General features: G+C 58.4%; 23 protein-coding genes and 1 pseudogene. 10 read left to right on the top strand and 14 right to left on the bottom strand.

The window, feature by feature from the left end:
* Positions 1 to 49 precede the first annotated feature (49 nt).
* Both SPL01S_RS07165 and manA read right to left on the bottom strand, forming a co-directional pair.
* Positions 50 to 1,573 carry a YdgA family protein gene (locus tag SPL01S_RS07165; protein ID WP_063198546.1) on the bottom strand — a complete coding sequence of 508 codons (1,524 nt, stop codon included), beginning with the start codon at positions 1,571 to 1,573 and terminating at the stop codon, positions 50 to 52.
* A gap of 143 nt (positions 1,574 to 1,716) precedes the next feature.
* Positions 1,717 to 2,895 carry a mannose-6-phosphate isomerase gene (manA, locus tag SPL01S_RS07160; RefSeq protein WP_063198543.1) on the bottom strand — a complete coding sequence of 393 codons (1,179 nt, stop codon included), beginning with the start codon at positions 2,893 to 2,895 and terminating at the stop codon, positions 1,717 to 1,719.
* Positions 2,896 to 3,449: 554 nt separating this feature from the next.
* Here manA and SPL01S_RS07155 point away from each other — a divergent pair.
* Positions 3,450 to 3,764 carry a hypothetical protein gene (locus SPL01S_RS07155; protein WP_063198600.1) on the top strand — a complete coding sequence of 105 codons (315 nt, stop codon included), beginning with the start codon at positions 3,450 to 3,452 and terminating at the stop codon, positions 3,762 to 3,764.
* A gap of 257 nt (positions 3,765 to 4,021) precedes the next feature.
* Positions 4,022 to 5,419: a class II fumarate hydratase gene (gene fumC, locus SPL01S_RS07150; protein WP_063198541.1), complete on the top strand. Its 1,398-nt coding sequence runs from the start codon at positions 4,022 to 4,024 to the stop codon at positions 5,417 to 5,419.
* 61 nt (positions 5,420 to 5,480) lie between these two features.
* Here fumC and SPL01S_RS07145 read toward each other — a convergent pair whose 3' ends face one another.
* A complete protein-coding gene (locus SPL01S_RS07145; RefSeq protein ID WP_232246009.1) occupies positions 5,481 to 6,149 on the bottom strand; it encodes a peroxiredoxin-like family protein in 669 nt (222 codons plus the stop codon).
* 99 nt (positions 6,150 to 6,248) lie between these two features.
* Here SPL01S_RS07145 and SPL01S_RS07140 point away from each other — a divergent pair, with 99 nt between their 5' ends.
* From SPL01S_RS07140 to SPL01S_RS07130, 3 genes are all read left to right on the top strand, one after another.
* Positions 6,249 to 7,139, top strand: a complete 891-nt coding sequence (locus SPL01S_RS07140; protein ID WP_063198536.1) for a LysR family transcriptional regulator — start codon at positions 6,249 to 6,251, stop codon at positions 7,137 to 7,139.
* Position 7,140: 1 nt separating this feature from the next.
* Complete coding sequence (locus SPL01S_RS07135; protein WP_063198533.1) at positions 7,141 to 7,830, top strand: helix-turn-helix transcriptional regulator; 690 nt, start codon at positions 7,141 to 7,143, stop codon at positions 7,828 to 7,830.
* A gap of 93 nt (positions 7,831 to 7,923) precedes the next feature.
* Positions 7,924 to 8,292, top strand: a complete 369-nt coding sequence (locus tag SPL01S_RS07130; RefSeq protein WP_037432828.1) for a VOC family protein — start codon at positions 7,924 to 7,926, stop codon at positions 8,290 to 8,292.
* Here the strand turns inward: SPL01S_RS07130 and tus are convergent.
* Entirely contained in the window at positions 8,282 to 9,220 is a 939-nt protein-coding gene (tus, locus tag SPL01S_RS07125) for a DNA replication terminus site-binding protein (protein ID WP_063198531.1), read from the bottom strand. The two genes, SPL01S_RS07130 and tus, sit on opposite strands and share 11 nt — an antisense overlap.
* 160 nt (positions 9,221 to 9,380) lie before the next feature.
* A complete protein-coding gene (locus tag SPL01S_RS07120) occupies positions 9,381 to 10,646 on the bottom strand; it encodes an MFS transporter (protein ID WP_174523952.1) in 1,266 nt (421 codons plus the stop codon).
* Between the two features lie 149 nt (positions 10,647 to 10,795).
* Here SPL01S_RS07120 and SPL01S_RS07115 point away from each other — a divergent pair, with 149 nt between their 5' ends.
* The 3 genes from SPL01S_RS07115 to bioD all read left to right on the top strand — a co-directional run bounded on the left by SPL01S_RS07115 (position 10,796) and on the right by bioD (position 13,880).
* On the top strand, positions 10,796 to 11,686 hold the full coding sequence (locus SPL01S_RS07115; RefSeq protein ID WP_006325015.1) for a LysR family transcriptional regulator: 891 nt from the start codon (positions 10,796 to 10,798) through the stop codon (positions 11,684 to 11,686).
* Between the two features lie 158 nt (positions 11,687 to 11,844).
* Complete coding sequence (gene mlc / locus SPL01S_RS07110) at positions 11,845 to 13,062, top strand: sugar metabolism global transcriptional regulator Mlc (RefSeq protein ID WP_004944010.1); 1,218 nt, start codon at positions 11,845 to 11,847, stop codon at positions 13,060 to 13,062.
* 146 nt (positions 13,063 to 13,208) lie between these two features.
* Positions 13,209 to 13,880 (top strand): dethiobiotin synthase, encoded by a 672-nt coding sequence (gene bioD, locus SPL01S_RS07105; RefSeq protein ID WP_004944013.1) that lies wholly within the window; start codon positions 13,209 to 13,211, stop codon positions 13,878 to 13,880.
* Here bioD and clcB read toward each other — a convergent pair.
* On the bottom strand, positions 13,877 to 15,157 hold the full coding sequence (clcB, locus tag SPL01S_RS07100) for a voltage-gated ClC-type chloride channel ClcB (protein ID WP_013812764.1): 1,281 nt from the start codon (positions 15,155 to 15,157) through the stop codon (positions 13,877 to 13,879). The genes bioD and clcB overlap by 4 nt on opposite strands.
* A 274-nt stretch (positions 15,158 to 15,431) precedes the next feature.
* Between clcB and SPL01S_RS07095 the strand changes: the two genes are divergently transcribed.
* Positions 15,432 to 16,919, top strand: coding sequence for an MDR family MFS transporter (locus SPL01S_RS07095; protein WP_013812765.1), 1,488 nt, complete (start codon positions 15,432 to 15,434; stop codon positions 16,917 to 16,919).
* A gap of 35 nt (positions 16,920 to 16,954) precedes the next feature.
* Here the strand turns inward: SPL01S_RS07095 and SPL01S_RS07090 are convergent, their stop codons facing one another.
* The 8 genes and pseudogenes from SPL01S_RS07090 to SPL01S_RS07055 form a co-directional block, all read right to left on the bottom strand.
* Complete coding sequence (locus SPL01S_RS07090) at positions 16,955 to 17,254, bottom strand: DUF1161 domain-containing protein (protein ID WP_013812766.1); 300 nt, start codon at positions 17,252 to 17,254, stop codon at positions 16,955 to 16,957.
* 91 nt (positions 17,255 to 17,345) lie between these two features.
* Positions 17,346 to 17,507 (bottom strand): annotated as a pseudogene (locus SPL01S_RS07085) (aldo/keto reductase); the annotation flags it as partial.
* A gap of 3 nt (positions 17,508 to 17,510) precedes the next feature.
* Positions 17,511 to 18,965: an MFS transporter gene (locus SPL01S_RS07080; protein ID WP_063198522.1), complete on the bottom strand. Its 1,455-nt coding sequence runs from the start codon at positions 18,963 to 18,965 to the stop codon at positions 17,511 to 17,513.
* Positions 18,966 to 19,186: 221 nt separating this feature from the next.
* Positions 19,187 to 20,266, bottom strand: coding sequence for an ABC transporter ATP-binding protein (locus SPL01S_RS07075; RefSeq protein ID WP_063198520.1), 1,080 nt, complete (start codon positions 20,264 to 20,266; stop codon positions 19,187 to 19,189).
* Positions 20,266 to 21,219 carry a carbohydrate kinase family protein gene (locus SPL01S_RS07070; RefSeq protein WP_081113148.1) on the bottom strand — a complete coding sequence of 318 codons (954 nt, stop codon included), beginning with the start codon at positions 21,217 to 21,219 and terminating at the stop codon, positions 20,266 to 20,268. Before SPL01S_RS07070 ends, SPL01S_RS07075 begins: the two co-directional genes overlap by 1 nt.
* Before the next feature lie 21 nt (positions 21,220 to 21,240).
* Entirely contained in the window at positions 21,241 to 22,080 is an 840-nt protein-coding gene (locus tag SPL01S_RS07065) for a carbohydrate ABC transporter permease (RefSeq protein WP_063198518.1), read from the bottom strand.
* Positions 22,070 to 22,978: a carbohydrate ABC transporter permease gene (locus SPL01S_RS07060; protein ID WP_063198515.1), complete on the bottom strand. Its 909-nt coding sequence runs from the start codon at positions 22,976 to 22,978 to the stop codon at positions 22,070 to 22,072. Before SPL01S_RS07060 ends, SPL01S_RS07065 begins: the two co-directional genes overlap by 11 nt.
* 9 nt (positions 22,979 to 22,987) lie before the next feature.
* Positions 22,988 to 24,238, bottom strand: a complete 1,251-nt coding sequence (locus tag SPL01S_RS07055) for an extracellular solute-binding protein (RefSeq protein WP_063198513.1) — start codon at positions 24,236 to 24,238, stop codon at positions 22,988 to 22,990.
* 101 nt (positions 24,239 to 24,339) lie between these two features.
* Between SPL01S_RS07055 and SPL01S_RS07050 the strand changes: the two genes are divergently transcribed.
* Positions 24,340 to 25,512, top strand: a complete 1,173-nt coding sequence (locus SPL01S_RS07050) for an ROK family transcriptional regulator (protein WP_062792417.1) — start codon at positions 24,340 to 24,342, stop codon at positions 25,510 to 25,512.
* Positions 25,513 to 25,545 lie beyond the last annotated feature (33 nt).

Here is a 25,545-nt window from a genome sequence, read left to right as displayed (position 1 = left end):
ATAAAACCGGGGCTCCGTACAGGAGCCCCGGGGAACAACGATTTATTGCTTACTGTGCCGGTGCAGGAACTGCATCCTGAGCCGGTGCTTCATCTTCTGCCGGTGCACCCAGCAGGCCGAACATGCCGATGAACTCTTGCAGCGTCATTTTATTGCCGTTCAGATCAACCTGGTTGTCGGCATAGTGGAAGCTGCTGCCAATCACGTCGTCTTTCAGGGTAGTCAGTTTGAACATCTGGCCCATCGCCGCCAGCCCTTGCACCTGTTGCTGTGCCAGCTTTTGCGCTTCTTCCGCGCTATAGCCTTGCAGCAATGCCGTCTGCGAGGTGGTTTCGGTGGCCATCGCGACCGGAATGCTCAGGCTGGCGTCCAGTTTTTTCACCGAACGAGCAATCAACTGGTCCGGAGATTGTGCCGGGGAGCCGGCCTGCGCCGGATCGGACAGGTCCAGGTTCAGGGTAAAGGTGCTTTCACCCTTGCTGTTTTTCCAGCTCAGCGGTGCGATGCTGATGTTCGGGTTGCCTTTCAGCAACAGCGGCAGGTTTTGCAGCAAGATATCGGTGGTTTGCTGCTGGTAAGCGACCGGATCGACGGGTTGGCCCTGTTGCAACATGGCCAGCGCCTGCTGGTTATAACGGTCGGCAAACTCTTTCAGCGACTTGGCGTCCAGTTTGTCGATTTTCAGCGACAGCTTGCCGGAACCGAAGTCGCTGTTCTGGATCTTCAGCGCATCCATGGTGTAATCGATCTGGCCGTTCAGGTTGCTGTCTTTCTCGCCGAACTTGCTCGCCAGGTTAAAGCCGTCCAGCGTCAGGGTATCTTTGCCGTCAACGGCAACTTTGATCTGCTTCACCGCCATGTTCTGGTCGCCGAGGCTGAGATCGAACTGGCCGGCATGGGTCTGGCTCTTCAGCGTAGCGCCTTGCAAGGTAACCTGTTCGATCTGACCGAATTGGTTCGGGCCGCTGATCACGGCGCTGTCGCTGTTGGCGTCCAGCGTGAAGGCCTTCATATCGCGCGAGACATCGGCATTGATGGTGGCACCGCTGAACTTCAGCGCCGATTTGTCTTTGGTGTATTCCAGCGGGATCACGTCAATGGCCGACGAGGTGTCGCCGCTGTATGAAATGCGCGAGTCGGCGGTGAACAGCGACTTGCCTTTGGTAATGTCAAACAGGCCTTTGGTCGCCGGGGTGTTTTCCAGCTCGGTATGCACCGAGGCCATGCTCGGCAACAGATTGAATTTTTTCAGTTGGGCGAACGGGAAAGGGCCGTGATCGATGGTTTCCAGGAACGCCACTTCGTCGCCGGGCTTCAGTGCGGCATCGTCGGTGGTGACGCTGCCGTCGGCACGCAGCACATAACGGATTTTACTGCTGAAAATGCCGCGCTGGTAATTTTCATACCCCAGTTTGACACCGGCTTTCGGCAGGTAGGCTTTCAGTTGGCTGTTGGCGTTATCAACCACTTCACCCATCCGTTGTTCGATCAGTTTGCCGGTGTACCAGGAAGCCCCGGTCCATGCCGCGCCAAGAACCACAATGACGCTGACAGCGACTAACGATTTTTTCATAGTTCTGTTCATCCTTTATTAAGCCATCTGTTGCAAACAGATGGATGGGCAAGTTTGGGCCAACAAAAAAACGCCCGCAGGCGTTTAATTGTGAAGGTAACCCACTCTTTTTAGCAACTAATTTGCTGAAATTTACCGAGTGACTACGACAACAGATTATAAACGCGCGCGATTCGGCCTGAACCGCTAACGCTGACCGGGGACTCGAAAGCGCCGATAAAGCAGGACTCACCCGGCTTCAGCGCCAGTTGCTGCCCCTGTTTTTCCAGCACCGCTTCGCCTTCGACGCAGAACACGATGGCCGCGCTGTTTTGCGCCAGCGTCTGCGGTGCCGCGGAAAGATCGTGCAGCGAGAAGGCAAAATCCTCGACCGGAATCGGGAAGAACAGCTCATCGCCGCGTTTTTCCGGTTGGGTCAGCAGGCCGGAAACCGGCTGCGGACGGAACTGCAGGTTAGCCAGCAATTCAGGAATATCGATAAACTTAGGCGTCAGACCGGCGCGCAGCACGTTGTCCGAGTTGGCCATGACTTCCAGCGCCACGCCTTTCAGGTACGCATGCGGTGTTTCGGCATACAGGAACATCGCTTCGCCCGGTTTGAGCTGCACCACATTCAACAGCAGCGGCGAGAACAGGCCGCTGTCGTCAGGGTAGAAACCGGCGATAAAGCGCAGGGTATCCCAGGGTTCGCCTTGTTGGTTGTTCAGCGCGGCTTTCAGCACCCCGAGCGCCAGCGACTTCTGCTCACCGCTCATCGCCAGCAGGCTGGCAAACAGCGTTGACAGGTGCGCGACGTCCGGTTGTTGCAGGAAGGCGGCGATATCATGGTGCGCCCCGGCAATCGGCTGCAGCAGAGAAACGATGTCGGACAGCTCGCGAAAGCCGTTCATCGCCAGGAACGGCGTCAGCGCAAACACCAGCTCCGGTTTGTGGTTTGGGTCTTTATAATTGCGCTCGGCCGCATCCAGCGGAACGCCGGCGGCGTTTTCTTTGGCAAAACCGACAACGGCGGCGGACTTGCTGGGGTGCACCTGGATCGACAGCGGCTGATCGGCGCACAGTACTTTGAACAGGAACGGCAGCTCGCCAAAGCGGCGGGCAACGTCGGCGCCCAGCTGTTTGGGTTGGTCTTCATCAATGAGGTCGCGCAACGAGCGCAAATTGCCCTTGGCATCCGCCACGCGGGAGCTGCTCTTCGGGTGAGCGCCCATCCACAGCTCCGCCATCGGTTGCCCCTGCGGGTTGGCGATGCCATACAGCCGGGTTAAGGCGTCGTGACTGCCCCATGCATAGTTTTGCACTGCGTTGGTCATTTTTCGCATCTTGATAAACATCCTTTGCGTTCGCCGCCAAAGTGGCGGGGAGTAGCTGACTGATTATAAGGCTAAAACAAGCAGAATCTGCGCACCCATCATACGCTCATCCGATGGCGCTCAATCAGGTGTGCGATCAAACAAGGGGTGCACTTGCGTCCTTCCGAGGGTAAATAACATTTGCAACGCGCTGCTGTTCGGTATGGGCGAAGTATAACGTGATAACAATAAGCGTCACAAATGCCTCTGGCGGTTCGACGGGGTTGCAGGCGGGTAAAAAAACGCCGGTAGAAAGGGATTGTGAAGAGGGTGTTGCATCGGCAGGTTTTGCTCTGGCTATTAATGGAAACGCCAAATGCCATTTTGACGTTATTTCACACCGTTATATTTCAATGTGTGAATGTTGACGTGAATTATTACCCACTGAATATTTATATCATCATTATGTGGTTTTTTTTATTGGCAACCACACAAAGGGCTTAAATCGGAAAACAGTACCGTTCTACAGTGCAGGCAATTAAATGGATTCTTTTGATTATGGCTATTTAAACGCTGAGGCGCTGATGAAAAAATTACTACTGGTTTTGATTATGTGCACTTCCGGCGCCCATGCGGCTGTCGTTGTTACTCATGCTTATGGTTATGGCGTTCGTCGCCCGGTCGTGGTGGTGCCGGGCCCGACGATTGTCACTCCAGCGCCGGTTATCGTGGTGCCGGCGCCAGCGCCGGTTGCGGTCACCGCGCTACCGAGGGTAACTTTCCCCGTCGCGGCGGTCGGCGCAGGGATATATCGTCATAACGAACGGCAGGATGCTTACGATGAAATCAATCATCTGCAAGATGAAAGGATTAATGCCTACAATCAGCATCATCACTAAATAGTGACAGATTAGCGAAAATAACTGAACCGAGCGTCCGAGGGTGATTTTTATTGTATTGGCGCGTTAATGAAGCGCGGGAGGGGAACGGCAACGAAATAATAGCCATGCAATAAAAAGAAATGGAGAAAAAATGCTGTGAGGCAACTCTCTTAATGCGAATAGTTATTATGTCACTATACTGAATGGGCGTGCCGACGGGCTTGAGCGCGTTGGCGTAATCGTACATTTTTAGGAATTGTACTAAGGAGAGAGTGATGGCAGCCGTTCGTATTGAAAAAGACTCCATGGGGCCCATCGAAGTGCCGGCCGATCGGCTATGGGGCGCGCAAACGCAGCGTTCTCTGGCGCATTTTCGCATTTCTTCCGAAAAGATGCCGACGGCGTTGATTCATGCACTGGCGCTGACCAAACGCGCCGCCGCCGGGGTAAATCGGGATCTGGGGCTGCTGCCTGCGGAACGCGCTGAAGCCATCATCAAGGCCGCCGATGAGGTGTTGGCGGACAAACACCCGGACGAATTCCCGCTGTCGATCTGGCAAACCGGTTCCGGCACCCAGACCAACATGAACATGAACGAAGTGCTCGCCAACCGTGCCAGCGAGCTGTTGGGCGGGGTACGCGGCGAAGAGCGGCGTGTGCACCCGAACGATGACGTCAACAAGAGCCAGAGCTCCAACGACGTGTTCCCGACCGCGATGCACGTGGCGGCGGTGATAGCGGTGCGCGAACATCTGATCCCCGAACTGAAAGTGCTGCACAAAACGCTGAGCGACAAAGCGGAAGCCTTCCGCGATATCGTCAAAATCGGCCGCACCCATCTGCAGGACGCCACACCGTTGACACTAGGCCAGGAAATTTCCGGCTGGGCGGCGATGCTGCAACATAATTTGCAGCACATTGAAGCCAGCATTCCGCACATTTGCGAGCTGGCGTTGGGCGGCACGGCGGTGGGTACCGGGCTGAACACCCATCCTGAATATGCGGTGCGCGTCGCCAGGGCGCTGGCCGACTTGACCCGCCAGCCGTTCGTTACCGCACCCAACAAATTTGAAGCGTTGGCGACCTGTGATGCGTTGGTGCATGGGCACGGCGCGCTGAAAGGGCTGGCGGCCTCATTAATGAAAATCGCCAACGATGTGCGCTGGTTGTCCTCCGGCCCGCGCTGCGGCATCGGCGAAATTTCCATCCCGGAAAACGAACCGGGCAGCTCCATCATGCCGGGCAAGGTCAACCCGACCCAGTGCGAGGCGATGACCATGCTGTGCGCTCAGGTGCTGGGCAACGACGTGGCGGTGAATATCGGCGGCGCCTCCGGTAACTTTGAGCTGAACGTGTTCCGTCCGATGGTGATCCACAACTATCTGCAGTCTATCCGGCTGCTGGCCGACGGCATGCAGGGCTTTAATGAGCACTGCGCGGTGGGCATCGAACCCAACCGCGATCGCATTAGCCAGTTGTTGAACGAATCTTTGATGCTGGTTACCGCTTTGAATACCCATATCGGCTATGACAAAGCGGCGGAAATCGCCAAGAAAGCGCATAAAGAAGGGCTGACGCTAAAAGCCGCAGCGCTGAAACTGGGTTACCTGACCGAGCAGCAATTCGATCAGTGGGTGCGCCCGGAAGAAATGGTCGGCAGCATGAAGAAGTAACCTCCCACCTTTGATCGTCACCAAGGGGCGCAGTTCATTCATGACTGCGCCCCTTTCAGTATCAGCGTAAAGCGTCGAGCACCGGCAGCAGCTCCAGCGGATCTGGCCGACGGGTGTAATCGGCATTCACTTCGGCATAAAGGATTCGGCCATCCTGGGCGATGACATAGCGTGCCGGCATCGGGAGCGTGCCGCTGTCGTCCTGATTTAACCGGGTTAAATCGAGATTGAGTCGGTTGAGATACAGGTCGCGCAAATTGTCCGGCAGCCTGTAACTTAGCCCGAAAAGGGCGGCCAGTTGATTGCCGTGATCGCTAAGCAAAGGAAAGGTGAGCCCATGGTCGCGGATTGATTGGCGGTTGCCGCGTGCCGTCTGGGGGGAAATGGCCACTAGCCGCGCCTGACGGGATCTAAATTCCGGCTGAGCGGCTTCCAGAGCCTGTAGCTCGATGTTGCAGTAAGGGCACCACGCGCCGCGAAAGAAGCTGATAATCAACGGCCCATTCGCCAGAAGATCGTGGGAAGACAAGCGCGTATTGTCCGCATCCGGTAACTCAAACGCGGGGGCTGTATCCCCGCATTTCAACGCTCGTGCAGCGGCGCCCGTGGCGTTAAGTTCATTTATTGCGCGGCGCATCAGCTCATGATCCTGTGCCTCCAGCGTAAAGGGCAATTTACCGGCTTCAAATTCAGCCTTGAAAGCGTCGAGTTTGTCCTGAAGTTTCATCATGGCTCCTGTTGGGGGGACTTATTATCGCCATCTTGCCCATTCCTTAACGGCCAGTGTAGACTGCCAAAAACGCTAATGGTTATTCCCTTAAGGAATGATGTGGGCAAATTTTCTGATTTGGAAACCTTTATCTGCGTGTGCGAAACGGAGTCCTTCACCGCCGCCGCCCGCAGATTGAACGTAGGGCAACCGGCGGTTTCAAAAACCGTGGCCCGGCTCGAGCAACAGTTGAATACGCGATTGATGCTGCGCTCTACGCACGGGCTGCGGCCCACGGATGCCGGCCAACAACTTTATCAACGGGCGAAACGTATCCTGAATGAACTGGCGGAAACGGAATCCTTGGTTCGGGAAGGAGGGGCGGGCCTAAGCGGCAGGCTGCGGGTTTCCTCCGCGGCGGTATTTGCCCGAATAGTCGCGTTGCCCGATTTGACCGCTTTCCTGCAAGCCAATCCTCGTTTGGGCATCGATCTGTTGCTGGATGACGGCAACCTGTCACTGATAGAGGAAGGTGTGGATATCGCGCTTTGCACCGGTAGCCTGGACGATTCGTCCTTTACCGCTCGCAAGTTGGGTGAAATAGAGCAGTGCGTCATGGGGACCCCAGCTTACTTTTCCTCCGCAGGCGTTCCTCTGCGGCCCGAAGATTTGGCGCAGCATGAAATGGTGGTCTATCAACGCCGCAGCGGCGCTGAAAATTGGTCATTCAGCCGGCATGGGGAAACCCGCGCGCTGCGTTTACAGGGGCGAATGCGGGTCAATGCCGCCGAATGCTTGCGCGAGTTGGTGCTGTCTGGATTTGGCGCCACCGTGGCCGGCGAAGGGCTGTTTCGCAGTGAATTGCAAAGTGGGGCCATTATGAAGGTCATGACCGACTGGCAATTGCCGCCGTTAGAACTCTGGGCCGTTTTTCCTGGCGGCCATTTCGCCCCCGCCAAAGCCAGGGCATTCGCCGATGTAGTCCAGCAAGCCTTGTGCAGGGAGCCATGACATGTCACGTACCGAACGTTTACTGGATCTGATGCAGATCCTGCGGCGTCATCGTTATCCGGTCGCCGGCCATGCGCTGGCGCAGGAAATGAACATCAGCATGCGCACGCTGTACCGCGATATCGCCACGTTGCAACAGCAGGGGGCGGAGATCGTTGGGGAAGCAGGGGTGGGTTATGTGTTGCGGCCCGGTTTTATGCTGCCGCCGCTGATGTTCTCGCCGCAGGAAATCGAAGCGCTGGTGCTGGGAATGCGCTGGGTGGGGCGGCGTGGCGACACCCAATTGGCCGGCGCGGCGAATAATGCGCTGGCAAAAATTGCCGACGTTCTGCCCGCCGCGCTACGCGATGAGTTGGAAGCCAACACCTTGTTGATTGGGCCGATAGACGTGGCTCAGGTGGCGGACGAAACGGTGATGCTGATCCGCGATGTTATCCGCCAGGAGCGCAAACTCGCCGTAAATTATTGCGATCTTGCCGGTAAAATCAGCGAACGCATTTTGTGGCCGTTCGCGCTTGGCTATTTTGAACAGGCGCGCATGCTGGTCGCCTGGTGCGAGTTGCGCCAGGAGTTCCGCCATTTCCGCCTCGATCGTATCTGTCTGGCTACACCGCTGGCGCAGCGCTACCCACGCGGCCGCCGCGTGCTGTTGAAAGAGTGGTATGAAATTCAAGGCATTACTCCCCAGTAAACAATAATCACTACTGCCAAAAACTGTCAGCAGGGCGGGCTAATTTATCGCTATCGGGAACCGCCGGTTCCCTTCAGCCATGAGGACAGTCTGATGACAACCCCAAACATGACCCTGCTTTACGTCGATAGCCCGGAAAAAAGCGTCGTTTTCTATCGACGGTTACTGGGGCGGGAGCCGGTGGAGCTTTCACCCACCTTCGCGCTGTTTGTACTGAGTAACGGCTTCAAACTGGCGATGTGGTCGAAGCATACCGTAGAACCGGCCGCAACGGCTGCCGGTGGTGGCGGTGAGATTGGTTTTCTGTGCGAGCACCCGCAGCAAGTAGACGCGCTTTGTCAGCAGTGGCGTGAGCTGGGGGTGGAGATTATCCAGCAACCGGTGTCGCTCGATTTCGGTTATACCTTCGTCGCCACCGATCCGGACGGCCACCGCCTGCGGGGCTACGCGCTCAGCCTGTAGGTGCGTCGGTATACAGATGTAGCCGTTTGACCAGTAGCCGCAGCGGTTTGGCATCCGGTTTGTACTTGTGCTTGACCGTTGCGGCGTTGTAATTAAGCAGTTCGCCAATCTTCGGCACCTGCGCGCCGCTTTCCTCCTGGCACAGGGCGATCAGCGGTAGCGGACAGGGGTGTTGCACCTGTTTTTGCTGCTCCTGATACCACACCCGGGCGATCGGCTGTACCTTCACCGGGCGTTTGATTTTCAGCACCGCCTGTTGCGGCAGGCGGCTGACGTCATCGATCTCGCGGCTAACCAATTCTGCCCACTGCTCGCGATTATGTGGCGGCACTGCGCGCCCGGCCTTCAGGCTCTTTTCCAACTGAGCCAAGATATCGTCGCGTTTCACGTTTTTGATAATGTGTTTATTGGCCCAGCCGAAGCGGACCGAATCAGGATTGCTCAGGGCGGTGATGGCGCGATAGGCGCTGAGGGTGATCAGGCCATGCAGGTGAGTGTGGACGAAATCAAACCGCTGCTCCGGCGCCAGGCCCGACTCGACGGTGATAATCTGCTCCAGTTCGGCCTTCAGCCGATTAATCAGGGCGATCTGCGCCTGCAATGCCTGGTATTGCGGTAATTCCACGGCCAGACAGATCACGCCGGGCAAGCGTACCGCCGCCTTACTGCTGACGTTGTGTTTATTGTGATGGATAAACAGCCGCTGGTAGTGTTCCAGTGCGAGGTCGCGCGCCGCCTGGCCGACATGCTGCTCGACGGCGATTTGCTCCACCGCCGCGTGCTCTTTGCCTTTCTCGATTTCCGGCAGGCTGAACACCCGTGCCGCCAGCAGCCGCAGCGGGAGGATCTGCTGGTGGAGCGCGGCCAGAGCCAGCTCCAGCTCGGTGAAACACGCATTCATTCTGCCGATTAGACCGTATTTATCCATCATTCACCTCGTATTTTAGTTACAACATACAATAAGAGAACGGCAAACGAAAGGGCAACCTCGGCCACAGTGATAACACCAGGCCCTCAGTGGTCCAGCCTGGCAGGGGAATTAAGGTTGCCGCCTGTTTCTGCGTACAGGCAGGCGGCAAGGAGAGGGGTCAGACGCGCGCCGCTTCCGGCAGTTTCTTCAGATAGTGCACTACCAGCAGAGCCAGCAGCAGCATCACGCTGATAAACGCCACCACACCGCTCCAGCCGAAACTGTGCCAGAACACGCCGCCGAGCGTACCGGCGACGCTGGAACCGACGTAATAGCAAAACAGATAAAGAGAAGACGCCTGGCCTTTGGCGCGCCGCGCCCGGCGGCCGATCCAACTGCTGGCAACCGAATGGGCGGCAAAGAAACCGGCGGTAAACAGCATCATGCCGATAAAAATAACCGCTACCGGTGCCAGTGCGGTAATCAGGATACCGATCAGCATAATCAGGATCGAAGCCAGCAGAACCGGGCCACGGCCGAAACGAGACGTCATTGCGCCAGCTTTCGGTGAGCTGTAAGAGCCGGTCAGATACACCACCGACAACAGGCCGACAATCGCCTGGCTGAGGTGATAAGGATCGGACAGCAGGCGGTAGCCAATGTAGTTGAACAGGGTGACAAAGCTGCCCATCAGCAGAAAACCCTCGGCAAACAGCAGCGGCAGGCCCTTGTCGTGCCAATGCAGCCTGAAGTTAATCAGCAGGGTTCGCGGGCGCAGCGAACTGGCGCGAAAATGCGTAGACGCGGGCAGAATACGCCAGAACATGCAGGCTGCGGCCAGCGCGAACAACCCGATCACCGCCAGCGACACGCGCCAGGAGAAGAAATCGGTCAGCACCCCGGTTACCAGGCGGCCGCTCATGCCGCCGATGGAGTTGCCGCTGATGTAAAGCCCCATCGAAAAGGCGACAAAGCTGGGGTGGATTTCTTCGCTAAGGTAAGTCATGCCAACGGCGGCCACGCCGCTCAGCGACAGCCCAATCAGTGCGCGCATCAGCAAGATACCGTGCCAACTGGTCATAAAGGCGCAAATCAGGGTGCATATTGCCGCCAGCAACAGCGCCACCACCATCACCGATTTACGGCCGATGGCATCGGACAACGGGCCGGTAAACATCAGGCCGAGTGCCAGCAGGCCGGTGGACGCCGACAGCGACAGGCTGCTTTCCGCCGGCGAGATGCCAAAGTCTTGCGACAGAACCGGCAGGATCGGCTGCACGCAGTACAGCAGGGCGAAAGTAGCCAACCCGGCGGAAAACAGCGCCAGAGTAACGCGCATAAACTGCGGCGTTCCGCGTTCGATGTAAGGGAGTTTATTCAGGGTGGAGCGTTTGGCTTTTGGCGCAGCAGCCGCATCGTCGTTGGCGGCCAGCGTCGACGGCATACTAGCCGCAGAACGCACAGGGGTTGTCACAGTCTTTCCTTACCGAACGTCGGGAGATTTAAATCAGCACATCATGGGTTAACAAAATGATAGGGAGAGCTCAGTTTTTTGTCTAATATATTAATAATTCAAATTAAGACGTTTAAAGTATGAATATCGAACTGAGACACCTGCGCTATTTTGTCGCCGTGGCGGAAGAATTGCATTTCGGTCGTGCGGCGGAACGTCTGCGCATTTCGCAACCGCCGCTCAGCCAGCAAATCCAGGCGTTGGAGGAAATGGTCGGCGCGCGTTTGTTGGCGCGTAACAACCGCAATGTCAGCCTGACGCAGGCGGGGGAAATGTTCCTGAAAGAAGCTTATCAGGTGCTCGATCAGGTCAGCCGTGCGGCGGAGAAGGCCGCGCGACTGGAGCGTGGCGAACTGGGCGAGTTGACCATTGGTTTCACCTCTTCGGCGCCGTTTATCAGCGTGGTATCGCGCAGTTTGCGAGCTTACCGCCAACAGCACCCGCACGTGCATATAAAAATGCGTGAAGTGAACACCAAGCAACAGATCGAACCGCTGCTCAACGGCGAGCTGGATCTGGGCGTGATGCGCAATACGCGCTTGCCGGAGGTGCTGAAGCATCAATTGTTACTGTGCGAGCCACTGGTCGCGGTGGTGCCGGAAGGGCATCCGCTAACCCATGTTGCGCCCGGCACCTTGCGTTTTCAGCATCTGGCGGAAGAACCCTTTGTGTTTTTCTCGCGAGAGGTAGGCACGGCGTTGCATGACGAAATCCTGTCGCTGTTGGCCAAAGCGGGGATCACGCCTTATATCACCCAGGAAGTCGGTGAAGCGATGACCATCATCGGCCTGGTGTCTTCCGGGCTGGGTATTTCTATTTTGCCGGCGTCTTTTGGCCGGGTGAAAGTCGATGGGGTGAAATACCTGCCGCTGGCGGAACCGGAGGCGATGACCGAAGTCTGGTTGGTGCATCACCGCCAAAGGGCGCTGACCGCAGCGGCCAAATCGCTGATGGCACTGTTGCTGCCGTGACGGAGTGCTGCGCAAATAAAACGCAATCCGCAGCGAAAGCGGGGCGAATTTGTGCGGCAAATCACATAACGAATCAAATAGTTGACGCTGTATTACAAAAGCCCCACCATAGCCTCTAGTCTTTATTTAGAAGCGCGAAAAATAGTAGGAGCAGGTTTGTGATTGCTGTTGGGCAGCCTGGGCATATCGATCAAATCAAACAAACAAATGCAGGGGCAGTTTATCGGTTAATCGATCAACTGGGCCCAATTTCGCGCATCGAACTGTCAAAACGCGCGCAGCTCGCCCCCGCCAGCATCACCAAAATCGTGCGTGAGCTGCTGGAAGCGCATCTGGTTAAAGAAAACGAATATCAGGAAGTCGGCAGCCGTGGGCGGCCGGCGGTCGGGCTGGTGCTGGACACCGAAGCCTGGCATTACCTTTCCGCTCGTATCAGCCGCGGCACCATTACGCTCGCGCTGCGCGATCTCAGCAGCAAACTGGTGGTGGAAGAGCTGTTGCCGCTGGATGCCGAACACCCTGAACCGCTGCTAAAACGCATTCTCAGTGAAGTTGACCAATTTTTTATCCGCCATCAAAGCAAACTTGAGCGGCTGACGGCGATCGCCATTACGCTGCCGGGCATGATTGATGTGGCCTCCGGCGTGGTGCACCGCATGCCGTTTTACGATGTCGTGGACATGCCGCTGGGTCCCGCGCTGGAAACCCGCACCGGGCTGCCGGTCTACCTGCAACACGATATCAGCGCCTGGACCATGGCCGAAGCGCTGTATGGCGCCTCGCGCGGCAGCCAGAACGTGATTCAGGTGGTGATCGACCACAACGTCGGGGCGGGTGTGATCACCGGCGGGCGGGTGCTGCACGGCGGCAGCCATAGCGTGGTAGAGATTGGTCATACGCAGGTCGATCCTTACGGTAAACGCTGTTACTGCGGCAACCACGGTTGTCTGGAAACCGTCGCCAGTATTGAAAACATCCTGGAGATCGCCCAGCAGCGTCTCGCGACCTCCATGAGCTCCAGCCTGCACGGCGCGCCGCTGACGGCTGAGTCCCTGTGCGATGCGGCGCTGGCGGGCGATCAACTGGCCAAAGACATCATCCTCGGCGTGGGTCACAGCGTGGGGCGTATCCTGGCGATCATGGTCAACTTGTTCAACCCTGAAAAAATCCTGGTCGGTTCACCGCTGAATCGCGCGGCGGAAATCCTGCATCCGGCCATCGCCTCTTGCATTCGTCAGCAGTCGTTGCCGGCTTACAGCGACCATGTACAGGTAGAATCTACTCAGTTCTTCAACAAAGGCACCATGCCCGGCGCCGCACTGGTGAAGGAAGCCTTGTACAACGGTTCGCTGTTGGTGCAACTGTTGCAAGGGTAGCATCAGTAATACTTATCGTTTAACGACAAAAGATTGCGCTACCTCAAGCCCTGTGCGTTCAGCATCCCCTAGAATTTTCCCGTTCGTCTCCTTCGCCTTAATGCGGCGATATTTGGATTCATGGAGCATTTCGGGGCAATTAAAACATGTTAAAGCGTTTATTTGTAACAGGCACGGATACCGACGTCGGTAAAACCGTGGTTTCCCGCGCCTTGCTGCAGGCGCTCGCCGCGCAGGGCCGTTCGGTAGCCGGCTATAAGCCGATCGCGGCGCGTTGTCAGGAAACCAGCGAAGGCATTCGCAATAAAGACGCTTTGGTTTTACAGGCGTCTTCGACCCTGCCGCTGTCGTACGAGGAAATTAATCCCATCACCTGTCTGGATGAGGTGTTTCACGCCCATGCCACCGAGGATATCAACTACGGCGTGATGAGCAGCGGGTTGCAAAGTTTGTCCGCCAGAGCCGACACCGTGGTCGTGGAGGGCAGCGGCGGTTGGCGTGTGCTGATGAACGATCTGCGTCCCTACGCCGAGTGGGTGATCCAGGAGCAATTGCCGGTGGTATTGGTGGTGGGAATCAAGCTGGGCTGCGTCAGCCACGCCTTGTTAACGGCGCAGTCGATCATTAATGACGGCTTACCTTTGTTGGGATGGGTGGCGAACCGGATTAACCCGGGGCTGGCGCATTACGCAGAAACCATTGAAGCCTTGCGTCAACGCATCCCTGCGCCGCTGTTGGGCGAAATCCCTTATCTGCCGCGCGCCGAGCAGCGCGAACTGGCGCACTATCTCGATATCTCCGCGCTGTTGAACCGTTAGGCGTTGTGATAGACCGAGACTGAGCGCAAGCCGCGCGATACGGTGGTGGCGATCACGCAGGCCAGCAGGATACCGGGCAACAAGGTGTATTCGCCGGTCATCTCAAACACCATCAGTGCGGCCATAATCGGCGCGTGAGTGGTGGCGGCCAACAGGGTCGCCATGCCGGTCAACGCCATCAGCAAGGGTACGGCCGCGCCCAGTTCGGGCCAGGTGGCGCACAGTTGCCCAACCAGCGAGCCCAGCGCAGCCCCGACAAACAGCGTTGGGGTGAACACGCCGCCGGGCGCGCCGGAACCACTGCTGGCAAGCACCGCCAGAAGTTTGCAGATCAAAATGGCGCCAACCAGCAATACGCCGGGCGGCGCGCTGAGCAGAGACTGCACCACGCTGTAGCCATTGCCCCACACTTCAGGAAACAGCAGCGACAGTAAACCAACAATGAATCCGCCCAGCGCCAGCTGTAGCGGCGGCGTCAGGCGCAGCGATCGGAACGCATGGCCGGAAGCCGACATCGTCCACAGAAACAGCGGGCCGCAGATACCGGCCAGTATCCCGAGCAGCGCCATCAACAGATATTGCACCGGCCAGGGCGCAGGCAGCGGTTCCACCAGATACAGCGGCGCCTGGCCACCGTTGAGCAAATTAGTTACCAGCAGCGCGCTGACGGCGGCAATCACCACCGGGCCGAGCGAAGCCAGCATCAGAGTGCCAAACAGAATTTCGGCGATAAACAGGCTGCCCGCCAGCGGCGCGTGATAGGCGCTGGCCATACCGGCGGCCGCACCGCAGGCCACCCACAGTTTCCACTCTTTCTCATGGGTGAAACGCTGGGCAAATACCGATCCCACCAGTGCTGCCAGCAGGATCATCGCGCCTTCGCGGCCGATAGCGCTGCCGCTGGACACCACCAGCAATGAAGCCAGGCATTTAATCAGGCTGGCGCTGACATCAAGCCGCCCGTCGCCGGTTTCTATCGCTTCCATATAATCGGTGGGCGCTATTTGCCGCTGATGTTGATAACGCTGATAAACCCACAGCAACAAACCGGCCGCCAGGCCGCCCAGAGCCGGAGTCAAGGCTCTGCGCCAGCCCGGTAATGCCGCGGCGGCGGCCACCAGGCTGCCATCTTCGTGATCGAGCAATGCCCACTCCAGCCCGAGCATGGCGCGGTGAAACAGCCAAACGACCAACGCGGCGGCAATGCCCAGAAAGATGGCGGTAAACAGGCGGCGCAGCAGGGCGCGATAGTGATGCAAGTGGACCCATCGTTTCATGAGGCGGTAAAATCGTGAGAAAAATGAAAGGTTCAGTTGGGCATTGTGCTTGCCGGTCCGGCCGAAGGCCAGAGAATCTTTTTAGATTCGCCGCTGGGATCGTGGTTTCAACGGCGAAACGATAAATCCCGTTGATTTACAGTTACGTTGTCACCAAGTGTTCAAATGATGCGTTTTTCGCCATTGAAAACAGGGAAGTAGACACAGCTTACGGCAGCGTTTAACCCGGCGGGTATAATTTGATGACAATAAAAATCCAGAGCCAAACAACGCTATGACTAATAACGACTCATCTGCACCCCTCGCTCATCGCCCGCTGATTCTGATCGCCTGCATGCTGGCAATGTTTATGTCAGCCATCGAGGCGACGATTGTCGCCACGGCGATGCCGACCATCATTGGCGATCTCGGCGGTTTCTCGCTGCTGGGCTGGGTCTTTGCGGTCTATTTGCTGGCGCAGGCCATCACCATTCCGATCTATGGCCGGCTGGCGGATCTATTGGGCCGCAAGCGGGTATTTTTCTTTGGCGCATCGCTGTTTTTACTGGGCTCGGTGTTGTGCGGTTTTTCGCCCAACATGTACTGGCTGATTGGTTTTCGGCTGTTGCAGGGGCTGGGCGCCGGGGCGATTATGCCGATTGCGACCACCATTATCGGCGATATCTACAGTGCGACCGAGCGGCCGAAAGTCATGGGCTATCTGTCCAGCGTGTGGGGCGTGTCGGCAATCATCGGTCCGCTGCTGGGGGCGTTTATCGTCCAGCATTTGCCTTGGGCGCTGGTGTTCTGGGTCAACTTGCCAATCGGCCTGCTGGCGATGTTTTTCCTCGGCCGTTATCTGCCTTCCAGTAAACAGGTGCGGAAACACGCGCTGGATCTGGCGGGCACGGCGTGGCTGACGCTGTTTGTCGCGGCGCTGCTAATGTCGCTGCTGCAGGCGGAAAGTCTGGGGTGGTGGGTGTTGCCGCTGTTGTCGTTGGCGGCGGTTTCGCTGATGCTGCTGATCCGCCAGGAACGCCGCGCGCCAGAGCCGCTGTTCCCGCTGGCATTATGGCAAAGCCGGGTGATTGTGGCCGGTAATATTGGCGGAGTGGTGATCGGTGCGGCGATGATGGGGATCAGCGCTTTTCTGCCGACTTTTATTCAGGGCGTGATGGGCGGAACGCCGCTGGAAGCTGGAACCACGCTGGCGTTGATGTCGATCGGATGGCCGCTGGCCAGCACCCTGAGTGGGCGGCTGATGTTGATGACGTCTTACCGTACCACCGCGTTGTTGGGGGCGCTGTTGCTGGTCGCAGGTGGGTTGATTTTATTGCTGCTGCAGCCGAACGGCGGTCTGTTGTGGGGGCGGTTGGCGGCCTTTATGGTGGGTGCCGGCATGGGGTTGTGCAACACCACGTTTCTGGTTTCAGTGCAAAACGCCGCGCATCACAGCATTCGCGGCATAGCCACCGCCTGTACGGTCTTCACCCGGATGATGGGGTCGGCCATCGGCACCGCTATTCTGGGCGCAACATTGAACCTTAACTTGCAGTATCGTCTGCCGCAAACCGCCGATCCGGTGCAGCAACTGATGGAGCCGGCGGTGCGTGGCGCAATGACGCCGGAAAAGCTGGCCGATATCATTCAGCAGGTGGCCGCTTCGTTACATTGGGTGTTTTTGGTTTCCGCACTGATTTCGTTGCTGGCGCTGGCGGCGGCGATGTTGATTCCCGCACGGCATAGGCCGCAAGGTGAGGGTGAAGAGGCGGAACAGGCGTAAAAAAGGAAAGGGCGCGGTTGCGCCCTGAGCTGCAGTTATTGTGCGGTTTTGGTGTCCTGGCTGGTGCCGGTCTGAGCCGCGTCACCGTTGTCATCGCCGTTGCTCAGGCGGGTATAGACAATTTTCTGGGTGTCGTTTTCGCAGTGACCAACGACCAATCCGCCAGCCTGTTGAGCCTGGTCATTGGGCACGATGTCCAGCTTGAAGCCGGATTCCGGTACGCCGTTTTTGACAATTTTCTGTGAAATGTCCGCCTTCACGCTTTCGCATGAAGCCAAGGCTGCCAAGGGGGCTGCGGTTAGCAGCAGTGCACCCAGGATAAGCGCTTTTTTCATCAATTCGTCCTTATTTGAGCATGAGCTTCCTTTGTCACAATAGCAGCAATGGCGGCGGAGGTTAACGTTCGCCGCTTGCTGCGGCGTGATTAAGGATGATGCCGGCGTCGATACAGCGGTCTATCTGGCTGCGGGCTTCGTCAACGCCGGTATCGCCGGTTTTGGCGAATTTGCCTGCGCCGCCAAAGGTCATGGTGCCGAGACTCAGCGCCGAAACTTTCAGGCCGGAATGGCCAAGCTGACGGTATTGCATCGTTTAACTCCTTGCCTTGGTTGCCACGGATTCATCAGCGCCAGCCGGTGCCGACGAAGGGGATTTTTTCCGGCGGACTTCGCTGCCGGCATCGGGATTCAACGTCAGACTGTCTGCCACCGCCAACAGGGCGATAACGCCGATAACGCCAAACGCCAACTGGAAATCGACCAGCGGCAGGCGACCGGCCGACGGCGGTATCAGCATTTCCCCCAACCGCAGCGCCAGCGCACCGATGGCGATGCCCAGGCCGCTGCCCAGTTGCTGCGATACGGTGAACAGGGTATTGGCGCCGCCCATCTGCGGCTGCGGCACTTCGGAAAATGCCAGTGTATTCAGCGCGGTGAACTGCATGGAACGCGTCAACCCGCTGACGAACAGCAATGCCACAATCAGCCATGTTGGGGTTTGCGGCGTCAGCAGCGCGCAGGCAAAAATGGTGGCGGCGTTCAGCAGCCCATTCACTACCAGCGTGGTGCGAAAACGGAAACGATAGAGCACGGCAGAGGTAAAAGGCTTCATCGCCAGATTCCCGGCAAACACCGCCAACACCAATAACCCGGCGTCAAAGGCGTTGAGACCAAAGCCGATCTGGAACAGCAGCGGCAGCAAGAAGGGCACGGCGCCAATGGCGATGCGGAATAAGGCGCCACCCCAAATAGTGACGGCGTAACTTTTTATCCGCATTGCCCACAGAGTGATCAACGGGTGCGCGGTGCGTTTGGCGTGGCGCACCGCCAGCGCGCCCAGCGCAAGGCTGCCGAGGATGCACAGTAGCGGCACCAGCCAGGAGAGCTGCGGGTGATTGATCAGGTCCAGGCCGAACATCAGGCCGAAGCAGGCGATGCCGGTCAGCACGAAGCCGATGGCGTCAAAGGGCACGCCTTTCTGCGGCGCTTCTTGTGGTATCAACCGCCAGGCCAACCACAGCGCGGCGACGCCCAGCGGCACGTTGAGCAGAAAAATCCAGTGCCATGACGCGTAGGTGGTAATAAAACCGCCGACCGGCGGGCCAAGGATGGGTGCCACCAGCCCCGGCCAGGTAATGGTGGCGATAGCTTTTATCAGATCCGGCTTGGCGGTATTGCGCAGCACCACCAACCGGCCGACCGGCACCATCAGCGCGCCGCCAAAGCCTTGCAGAATGCGGGCAGCGGTAAAGGTGGGCAGGTTAACGCTGGCGGCACACAGCACCGAGGCCAGGGTGAAAATCACTACCGCGGCGGCAAAGATATTGCGTGCGCCAAAGCGGTTGGCGATCCAGCCGCTGGCGGGAATAAACACCGTCAGCGTCAGAATATAGGCGGAAATGCCGATGTTCATGTCCACCGCCCGCACGCCGAAAGCGGCTGCCATCTGCGGCATGGCGGTGACAATCACCGTACCGTCGAGGTTTTCCATAAAGAAGGCGCCGGCCACCAACAACGGCAGCGCGCTGGCGCGTGAAAACCAGCTCATGGCAAAGCGCGCCGTGTGGCGCACAGACAGAATGCAGGCATGACAAGAAACCCCGTTTCAAAAAATGTAATCCGGACGAGTTTTCGAGCATAGCGCATCGTACACAGGTTAAAAAGAGGTTAAGCAGGTGATGATTAGCGAGCACAGCGATCTGCGCTCGCAGAGGGGAATAGCCAGTTTCAGCCCGGTTTTTTCAGGCCGAAGTCATGGGTAATCAACACTCAACTTTCGCTTAGCCGCTGGCCGCTGGCGGCGTCGAACAGGTGGATCGCGTCGATGTTGGGCGCCAGCCACAGCGGCTGGCCGCTTTCTGCATTGATGCGGCCGCTGAACTGCACATGCAGTCGGTAACCGCCCCAGGTCAGGTGCAACAGACTGACATCACCGGTGATCTCCATCAGCCGAAGCTGGGCGGGCGGCTGTTCGCTGACCTCCACCAGCAGAAAATCATGCGGGCGCAGTCCGAGGATCACGTTACTGCCCGCAATTGCCTGACGCCACTTATCGGGTAGCGGCAGCCACAGCTCACCGCAGGTTACGCCGGGGCGATCGCCGCGCGGCGTGACGATACCCTCCAACAGGTTCATGGGCGGCGAACCGATAAAGCGCGCCACAAAGGTGTTGGCGGGCGCGTCGTAGATCTCCAGCGGCCGGCCCTGTTGCACGATATTGCCGTCTTTCATCACCACGATTTGATCGGCCAGCGTCATGGCCTCAATCTGGTCGTGGGTGACGTACACCGTGGTGGTTTTGAACTGCTGATGCAGCGATTTTATCTCGGCGCGCAACTCCATGCGCAACTGGGCGTCGAGGTTGGACAACGGCTCATCGAACAGAAAGACCTTCGGATTGCGCACCATGGCACGCCCCATCGCCACCCGCTGGCGCTGGCCGCCGGACAGCTCTTTCGGATAGCGCTGCAACAGATGATCGATCGCCAGAATGCGTGCCGCCTGCTGCACTTTGCTCTGCTGCTCGCTTTTGCTGACCTTCATGACCTGCATGTGAAACGCCATGTTTTCCGCCACCGTCAGGTGCGGATAGAGCGCATAGCTCTGAAACACCATGGCGATATCGCGATCGGCGGGGTCCAGATCGTTAATTTTCTGTTTATCCAGCAGGATAGCGCCATCGGATAGCGTATCCAGCCCGGCCAGCAAGCGCAGCAACGTGGATTTACCGCAGCCGGAGGGGCCGACCAGCACGGTAAAGCTGCCGTCGGGAATGATCAGATCCAGCGGATTCAACACCCGCTGTTTGCCATAATATTTGGCGACTTTCACCAGTTCTACGCTTGCCATCAGATCATCTCTCCGGCGCAGGTTTTCAGGGTGTTCCAGTCCAGGTATTGACGCGGCGAACTGCTGATGGCGTGGCTGGCGGCGCGAATGCCCCAGCGCAGCGCCACCGTGGCCGAATGGCCGTGCAGGCAGGCGGTCAGGAACCCGGCGTTGAAACTGTCGCCGGCGCCGATGGTATCGACCACCTTGATCGGGTGCGCCGCAGCTTGCAACAGCCGTTCGCCGCACCACATGCGCGCGCCGTCCGGCCCGCATTTCACCACACAGGCGGCGTCGGTCGGTTGCTGGCGGTTCAGGGTGCGGGCGGCGGTGTACAGATCTTCATGGCCTGCCATGCCGCAGGTTTCTACTTCATTCAGCAGCAGAATGTCGCAGAACGGCAACCAGTCGGCGATCTGCCCGCGCAGCGCATCGCTCCAGCCCTGCGGCGGCCAGCCGGTGTCCACCGCAATGCGGTAGCCGCGCTGGCGCAGCGTTTGCAGCAGCGCCGGGTAATCCGCCAGCAAAGTGGTGCACAGGAAGGTGCCGCATAACAGCACGGTGTCGCCGTTGCCGGCGAACAGCGGGATCTGGTGCAGCACGTCATCCTGGCTCAGGCGGGTGATGTGCCCTTGATTGCTGAAAAAGGTGCGTTCGTTGTCGGGGTGCGTCACACCGAAGGTCAGCGAGGTTTCACAGCTGTAGGTCGGCCAATACAGCGAGCTTTCCGGGAACAGCTGCGCCAGCCAGGGGCTGAAATAGTCGTTGCCCTGATTGGCCACCAGCCGGTAAGGCGTCTCCAGCGCCGCCAACGCCAGCGCGCAGTTGCCGGCCGAGCCGCCGGGGCGCAGTTCGCTGTGATCCAGCATCGTCTCGGTGCCTTTCTGCGGCCACTGGTGCAGGGTGCTCATGATCACGTCGACGTTGATATTGCCGACCACGTACAGGGTGGGTCTGGTGTTGGTATTCATCATGTGAATTTTTTCCCTTTTAAGTCAGCCTTTGCTGCCGCCGCTGGTTAACCCGCTGACCAGCGTTTTTTGCAGCCAAATGGCAATAAAGAGTGGCGGTATGGCGGCCAACATGCCGACTGCGGCGATCAATCCGTCATCGGTGGCGCGCCCCGCGGTGAAACCGGCGATAGTCACCGGCAGCGTCTGGGCCTGAATGTTGCTGGTAAACAGCAGCGCGTAGAAAAATTCGTCCCAGGCCAGCAACCAGCCGAACAGCGCCGAAGCCCCGAGCGCCGGTTTCGCCAGCGGCAACGTGATGCGCAGCAACACCTGCCACTGACGCAGCCCATCCAGCCGCGCCGCCTGTTCGATATCGATCGGCAGGGCGTCGAACTGATTCTTCAGCATCCAGGTGAGAAACGGCAGGATCAGCGAGCAGTAGACCAGCACCAGGCCGATATGGGTATTCAGCAGCGCCAGCTGTTGCAGAATAAAGTACAGCGGCAGCACGAAGGCGACCGGCGGCACCATATAAATCGCCAGACTGGCGAACAGCCAGCCGTCGCGGCCCGGATAGCGTGAGAAGCTGAACGCCGCCGGGATCGCCAGCAGCAGCGAAATCAGCGTAGCGCCGCAGGCCACCAGCAGGCTATTGAACAGCGCGTGCAGGAACAGTGCCCCAGGCTGGCCGGCCTGTAACGACAGCAAGCTACCGTAGCGCGAAAAGTCCCAGCGGCGCGGCAGCCATTCCAGCGGCACGCGGGTCAGATCGGCGGAGGAACTGACGCTCATCAAAAACAGCCACAGCATCGGCGCGAGGATCGACAGCGCCAGCAACAGCGCGGCGCCATAGCGCAGCATCAGGCGGATTTTACGCTTCATCGGCGAGGCTCCTTCGGCGCTGGCGGAACAGCATCAGCATGTAGAGTGCGATCAGCAAACCGCACAGCAGGGTCATCAGCACTGCGTAGGCGGCGCCGCTGCCGGCACGCAGATAGCTGAACGATTCCTGATAAACGAAGAAGCTGAGGGTCTTGGTGCTGTCCATCGGCCCGCCGCGGGTCATCACGTAAATGATGTCGAACACCTTGAAGGCGTCGATGGTGCGTAACACCAGCGCCACCGCCAGCGGGGCCAGAATGGCGGGCAGGGTGATGGCACGGAATCGCCGCCAGGCGGAAGCGCCGTCCAGTCGGGCCGCCTCGTACAAATCCTCCGGGATAGATTGCAGTGCCGCCAGCGTCAATAGGGTGATCAGCGGGTAGTTTTTCCAGATATCCGCCAGCATCACCGCGTTCAACGCCGAGGCGGGATCGCCCAGCCAACTGCGGTAATGGTCAATGACCCCAAGCTGGGTCAGCAGCGCATTGATGCTGCCGTAATCCGGGTTGAAGTTCAGCCGCCACATTGTCGCGTTGACGATGGTGGGCAGCGCCCAGGGCAAAATCACCAGCACCCGCAGCAGGTTGCGGCCGTGGAATTGCTGGTTGAGCAGCAGCGCCACCAACACGCCAATCACCCCTTCAAACGCCACCGAAACCACGGTGAAATAGAGCGTGCGCCACAGTGCGGCCTGGAAATCCGGGTCGGTCAGGGCATACAGAAAGTTATCGACGCCGATCCAGGCAGGCGTTACACCGTCACCGACAAGCGCCGCGTCGGTAAAGCTCAGCCACAGGGTGCGGCCCAGCGGCCAGGCGGTTAACAGCAGCATCATCAGCAGCATGGGTGCCAGCAGCACCCATGCCTGACGCCGCTCACGTTGGGGCAAAGTGAGCATCGTCATCCCTTAACGCAGCCGTGCCGCGCTTTTGGTGGCCGCATCCAGGCCCGCTTGCGGCGTCACCTTGCCTTGCAGGATCTGCTGCAAATCTTGCTGCAATCCGTTGGAAAGCCGTGAATAATCGGCAGTTTCAGGGCGCGACAGCATCACGTTCAACGACTGTTTGGCGGCGGCGATCAAGGGTTGCTGGTCTTTCTGCACCGCCGGATCGTCGTAGGAAGATTTCCAGATCGGCAGGCTCAGTTTGGCGTACTTATCCTGTACCGGCTGGGAGGTCATGTAGCTGATGTACTGCCAGGCCTGATCCGGGTGGGCGCTGGCCTTGGCGATGCCGAGGCCCATCGAGCCGTTGACGGCGGAAACCTGGCCCTCAACCGATCCCGGAGCCGGCACGATGCCGACATCGCCGGCCACTTTGCTCTGCTTCGGATCGTTGGCCATGTTGTACATATAGGTCCAGTTGAGCGCGAAGGCGGCGTCGCCGTTAGAGAAGGCTTTGCGCACGTCCTCTTCCAGATATTCGCGCGAGTTCGGGTTGGTCAGCCCCTTGTCCAGCGTGTCTTTCATGTAGCTGGCGGCCTGTAATGATCCTGGGGTGGAGAAGTTGATTTTCCCCTGTTGGAAGAACTGCCCCTTGAAGGCGGACACCAGCGTGGTGTAATCGCAAACCAGCGCCTCGGCCTGTGACCAGCTCCACACCAGGGGGTATTTGACCACGTTTTTCTGTTTCAGGATTTCCGCCTGCTGCGCCAGTTCCTGCCAGGTTTTCGGCGGGGCGCTGATGCCGGCCTTGGCCAGCATGGCTTTGTTGTAATACAGGTATTTGGTATCGAGGATCCACGGCATTCCCCAGCGCTTGTCTTTGTAAGTGACGGTGGTCATGGCGCCGTCGAAAATCTTGCCGCTGTCGTCGGCGCTGATGCGCGAGGTGACATCCTGCAGCAGGCCGAACTTAACGAATTCGGCCGGCCAGATGGCGTCGAACAGCACCACGTCGTAGCCGTTGCTGCCTGCGCCGCGCGCCGCGACGATTTTATCGTGCAGCGCTTCGTAAGGGACGAACTCGAGGTTAACGGTGATATCCGGGTGCTGTTGGGTGAAATCTGCGGTCATGGCGCGAATGTCGTTTTCGCTATAAGCCGCCTGGGTCATAAACAGCGCGTTGATTTGCGTAGGGGCGGCAAAGGCGCTTGAGATGCAAAACGCCAGGGCAGACAGGGTACAGGCGGCCTTAGCGGCGCGGATAGGGCTTTTCATGGTGCGTTCTCCGGTGTTAAAAAGATTCTTAAATCAATTTGATTGCTTTAATGGAGGGCACCATACTGCAAACACCGATTTCCCTTTCTGCATAGGCAGTTATGACGACATCCGGCACTAACCTTGAACATGCTCGTGCACACAACCGGCGCGTAGTGATAGAGGCAATCCGTCTGCACGGCGAACTGACCCGTGCCGAAATCGCCCGGCTGACCTCACTGACGCCGCAAACCGTTTCAAACATCGCGACAGAGCTGGAACAGGCCGGCATTCTCTCCTCGCACCTGCCACGCCGTGCCGGAGGGAGGGGCCAACCGGCGACGCCGTTGACCCTCAATCCAGACAGTGCGTATTCCATCGGCATCCATCTGGATCACCAGTCGCTTCTGATCATCGTCGTTGATCTGTCAGGAAGCGTTCGTTTCCATCGGCTGATTATGGTGCAAAAGCCGCAACCTGCTGCGACCTTGAAACTGATTTGTGATGTACTGCAAGAAATGCGCCAACAGCCTGATATGGCCTGGGGAAAAATGCTGGGCATCGGTGTGGTGATGCCGGGGCCGTTTGGCGTGGAAGGGATCTCCTCCGTTGGGCCGACCACCCTCAACGGCTGGGAAAATATCGATGTAGTGGCTGAACTTAACGCGCAGAGCGGCCTGCCGGTGACGCTGGAGAACGACGCCACCGTCGCCGCCATCGGCGAACGTCTGCACGGCGTGGCCAGGCAGCTCAATTCGTTTATTTATCTGTATCTCGGCACCGGCCTCGGGGCGGGGATCTTCACTGACGGGCGTATTTATACCGGCCATGCGCACAATGCCGGTGAAATAGGCCACATGATTGTGCAACCGGGCGGGCGTGCCTGTTATTGCGGCAACCAGGGGTGCCTTGAGCGTTACGTCTCGCTGCAGGCAGCCTATGAGAGCTGCGGGCTGGATCCGATGCGTGCCATGCCGCAGGATCTGCTGGCATTGCCGCAGGCGCAGATCGACCTCTGGTTGGATTCTGCGGTGCCTGCGCTGCGCCAGGCGATCAACATCGTCGAGTGCATGTTCGATGCCGAAGCGGTGATTATTGGCGGGCTGATGCCGGAAAGCATCGTTGAACAGTTGATCAAACGTTTGGCGCCCTTGCACCGCTCGGTTCGCAGCAAATACCTAGATGGTCTGCGCGTGCGGTTGGGCACCACCGGCGCAGATACCGCAGCATTGGGGGCGGCGGCGCTGCCGCTGTTCGACGAGTTTAACCCACGTTATGAAGTGTTATTGAAATAGTCGTAAAAAAGGCTCCTGAAAAGGAGCCTTTGG

Origin of the sequence: Serratia plymuthica NBRC 102599, from assembly GCF_001590925.1 — a bacterium.
In the GTDB taxonomy this organism is placed as follows: domain Bacteria; phylum Pseudomonadota; class Gammaproteobacteria; order Enterobacterales; family Enterobacteriaceae; genus Serratia; species Serratia plymuthica.
The sequence above is the reverse complement of the archived record's forward strand: the minus strand, read 5'-3'. Positions and strand labels throughout refer to the sequence as shown.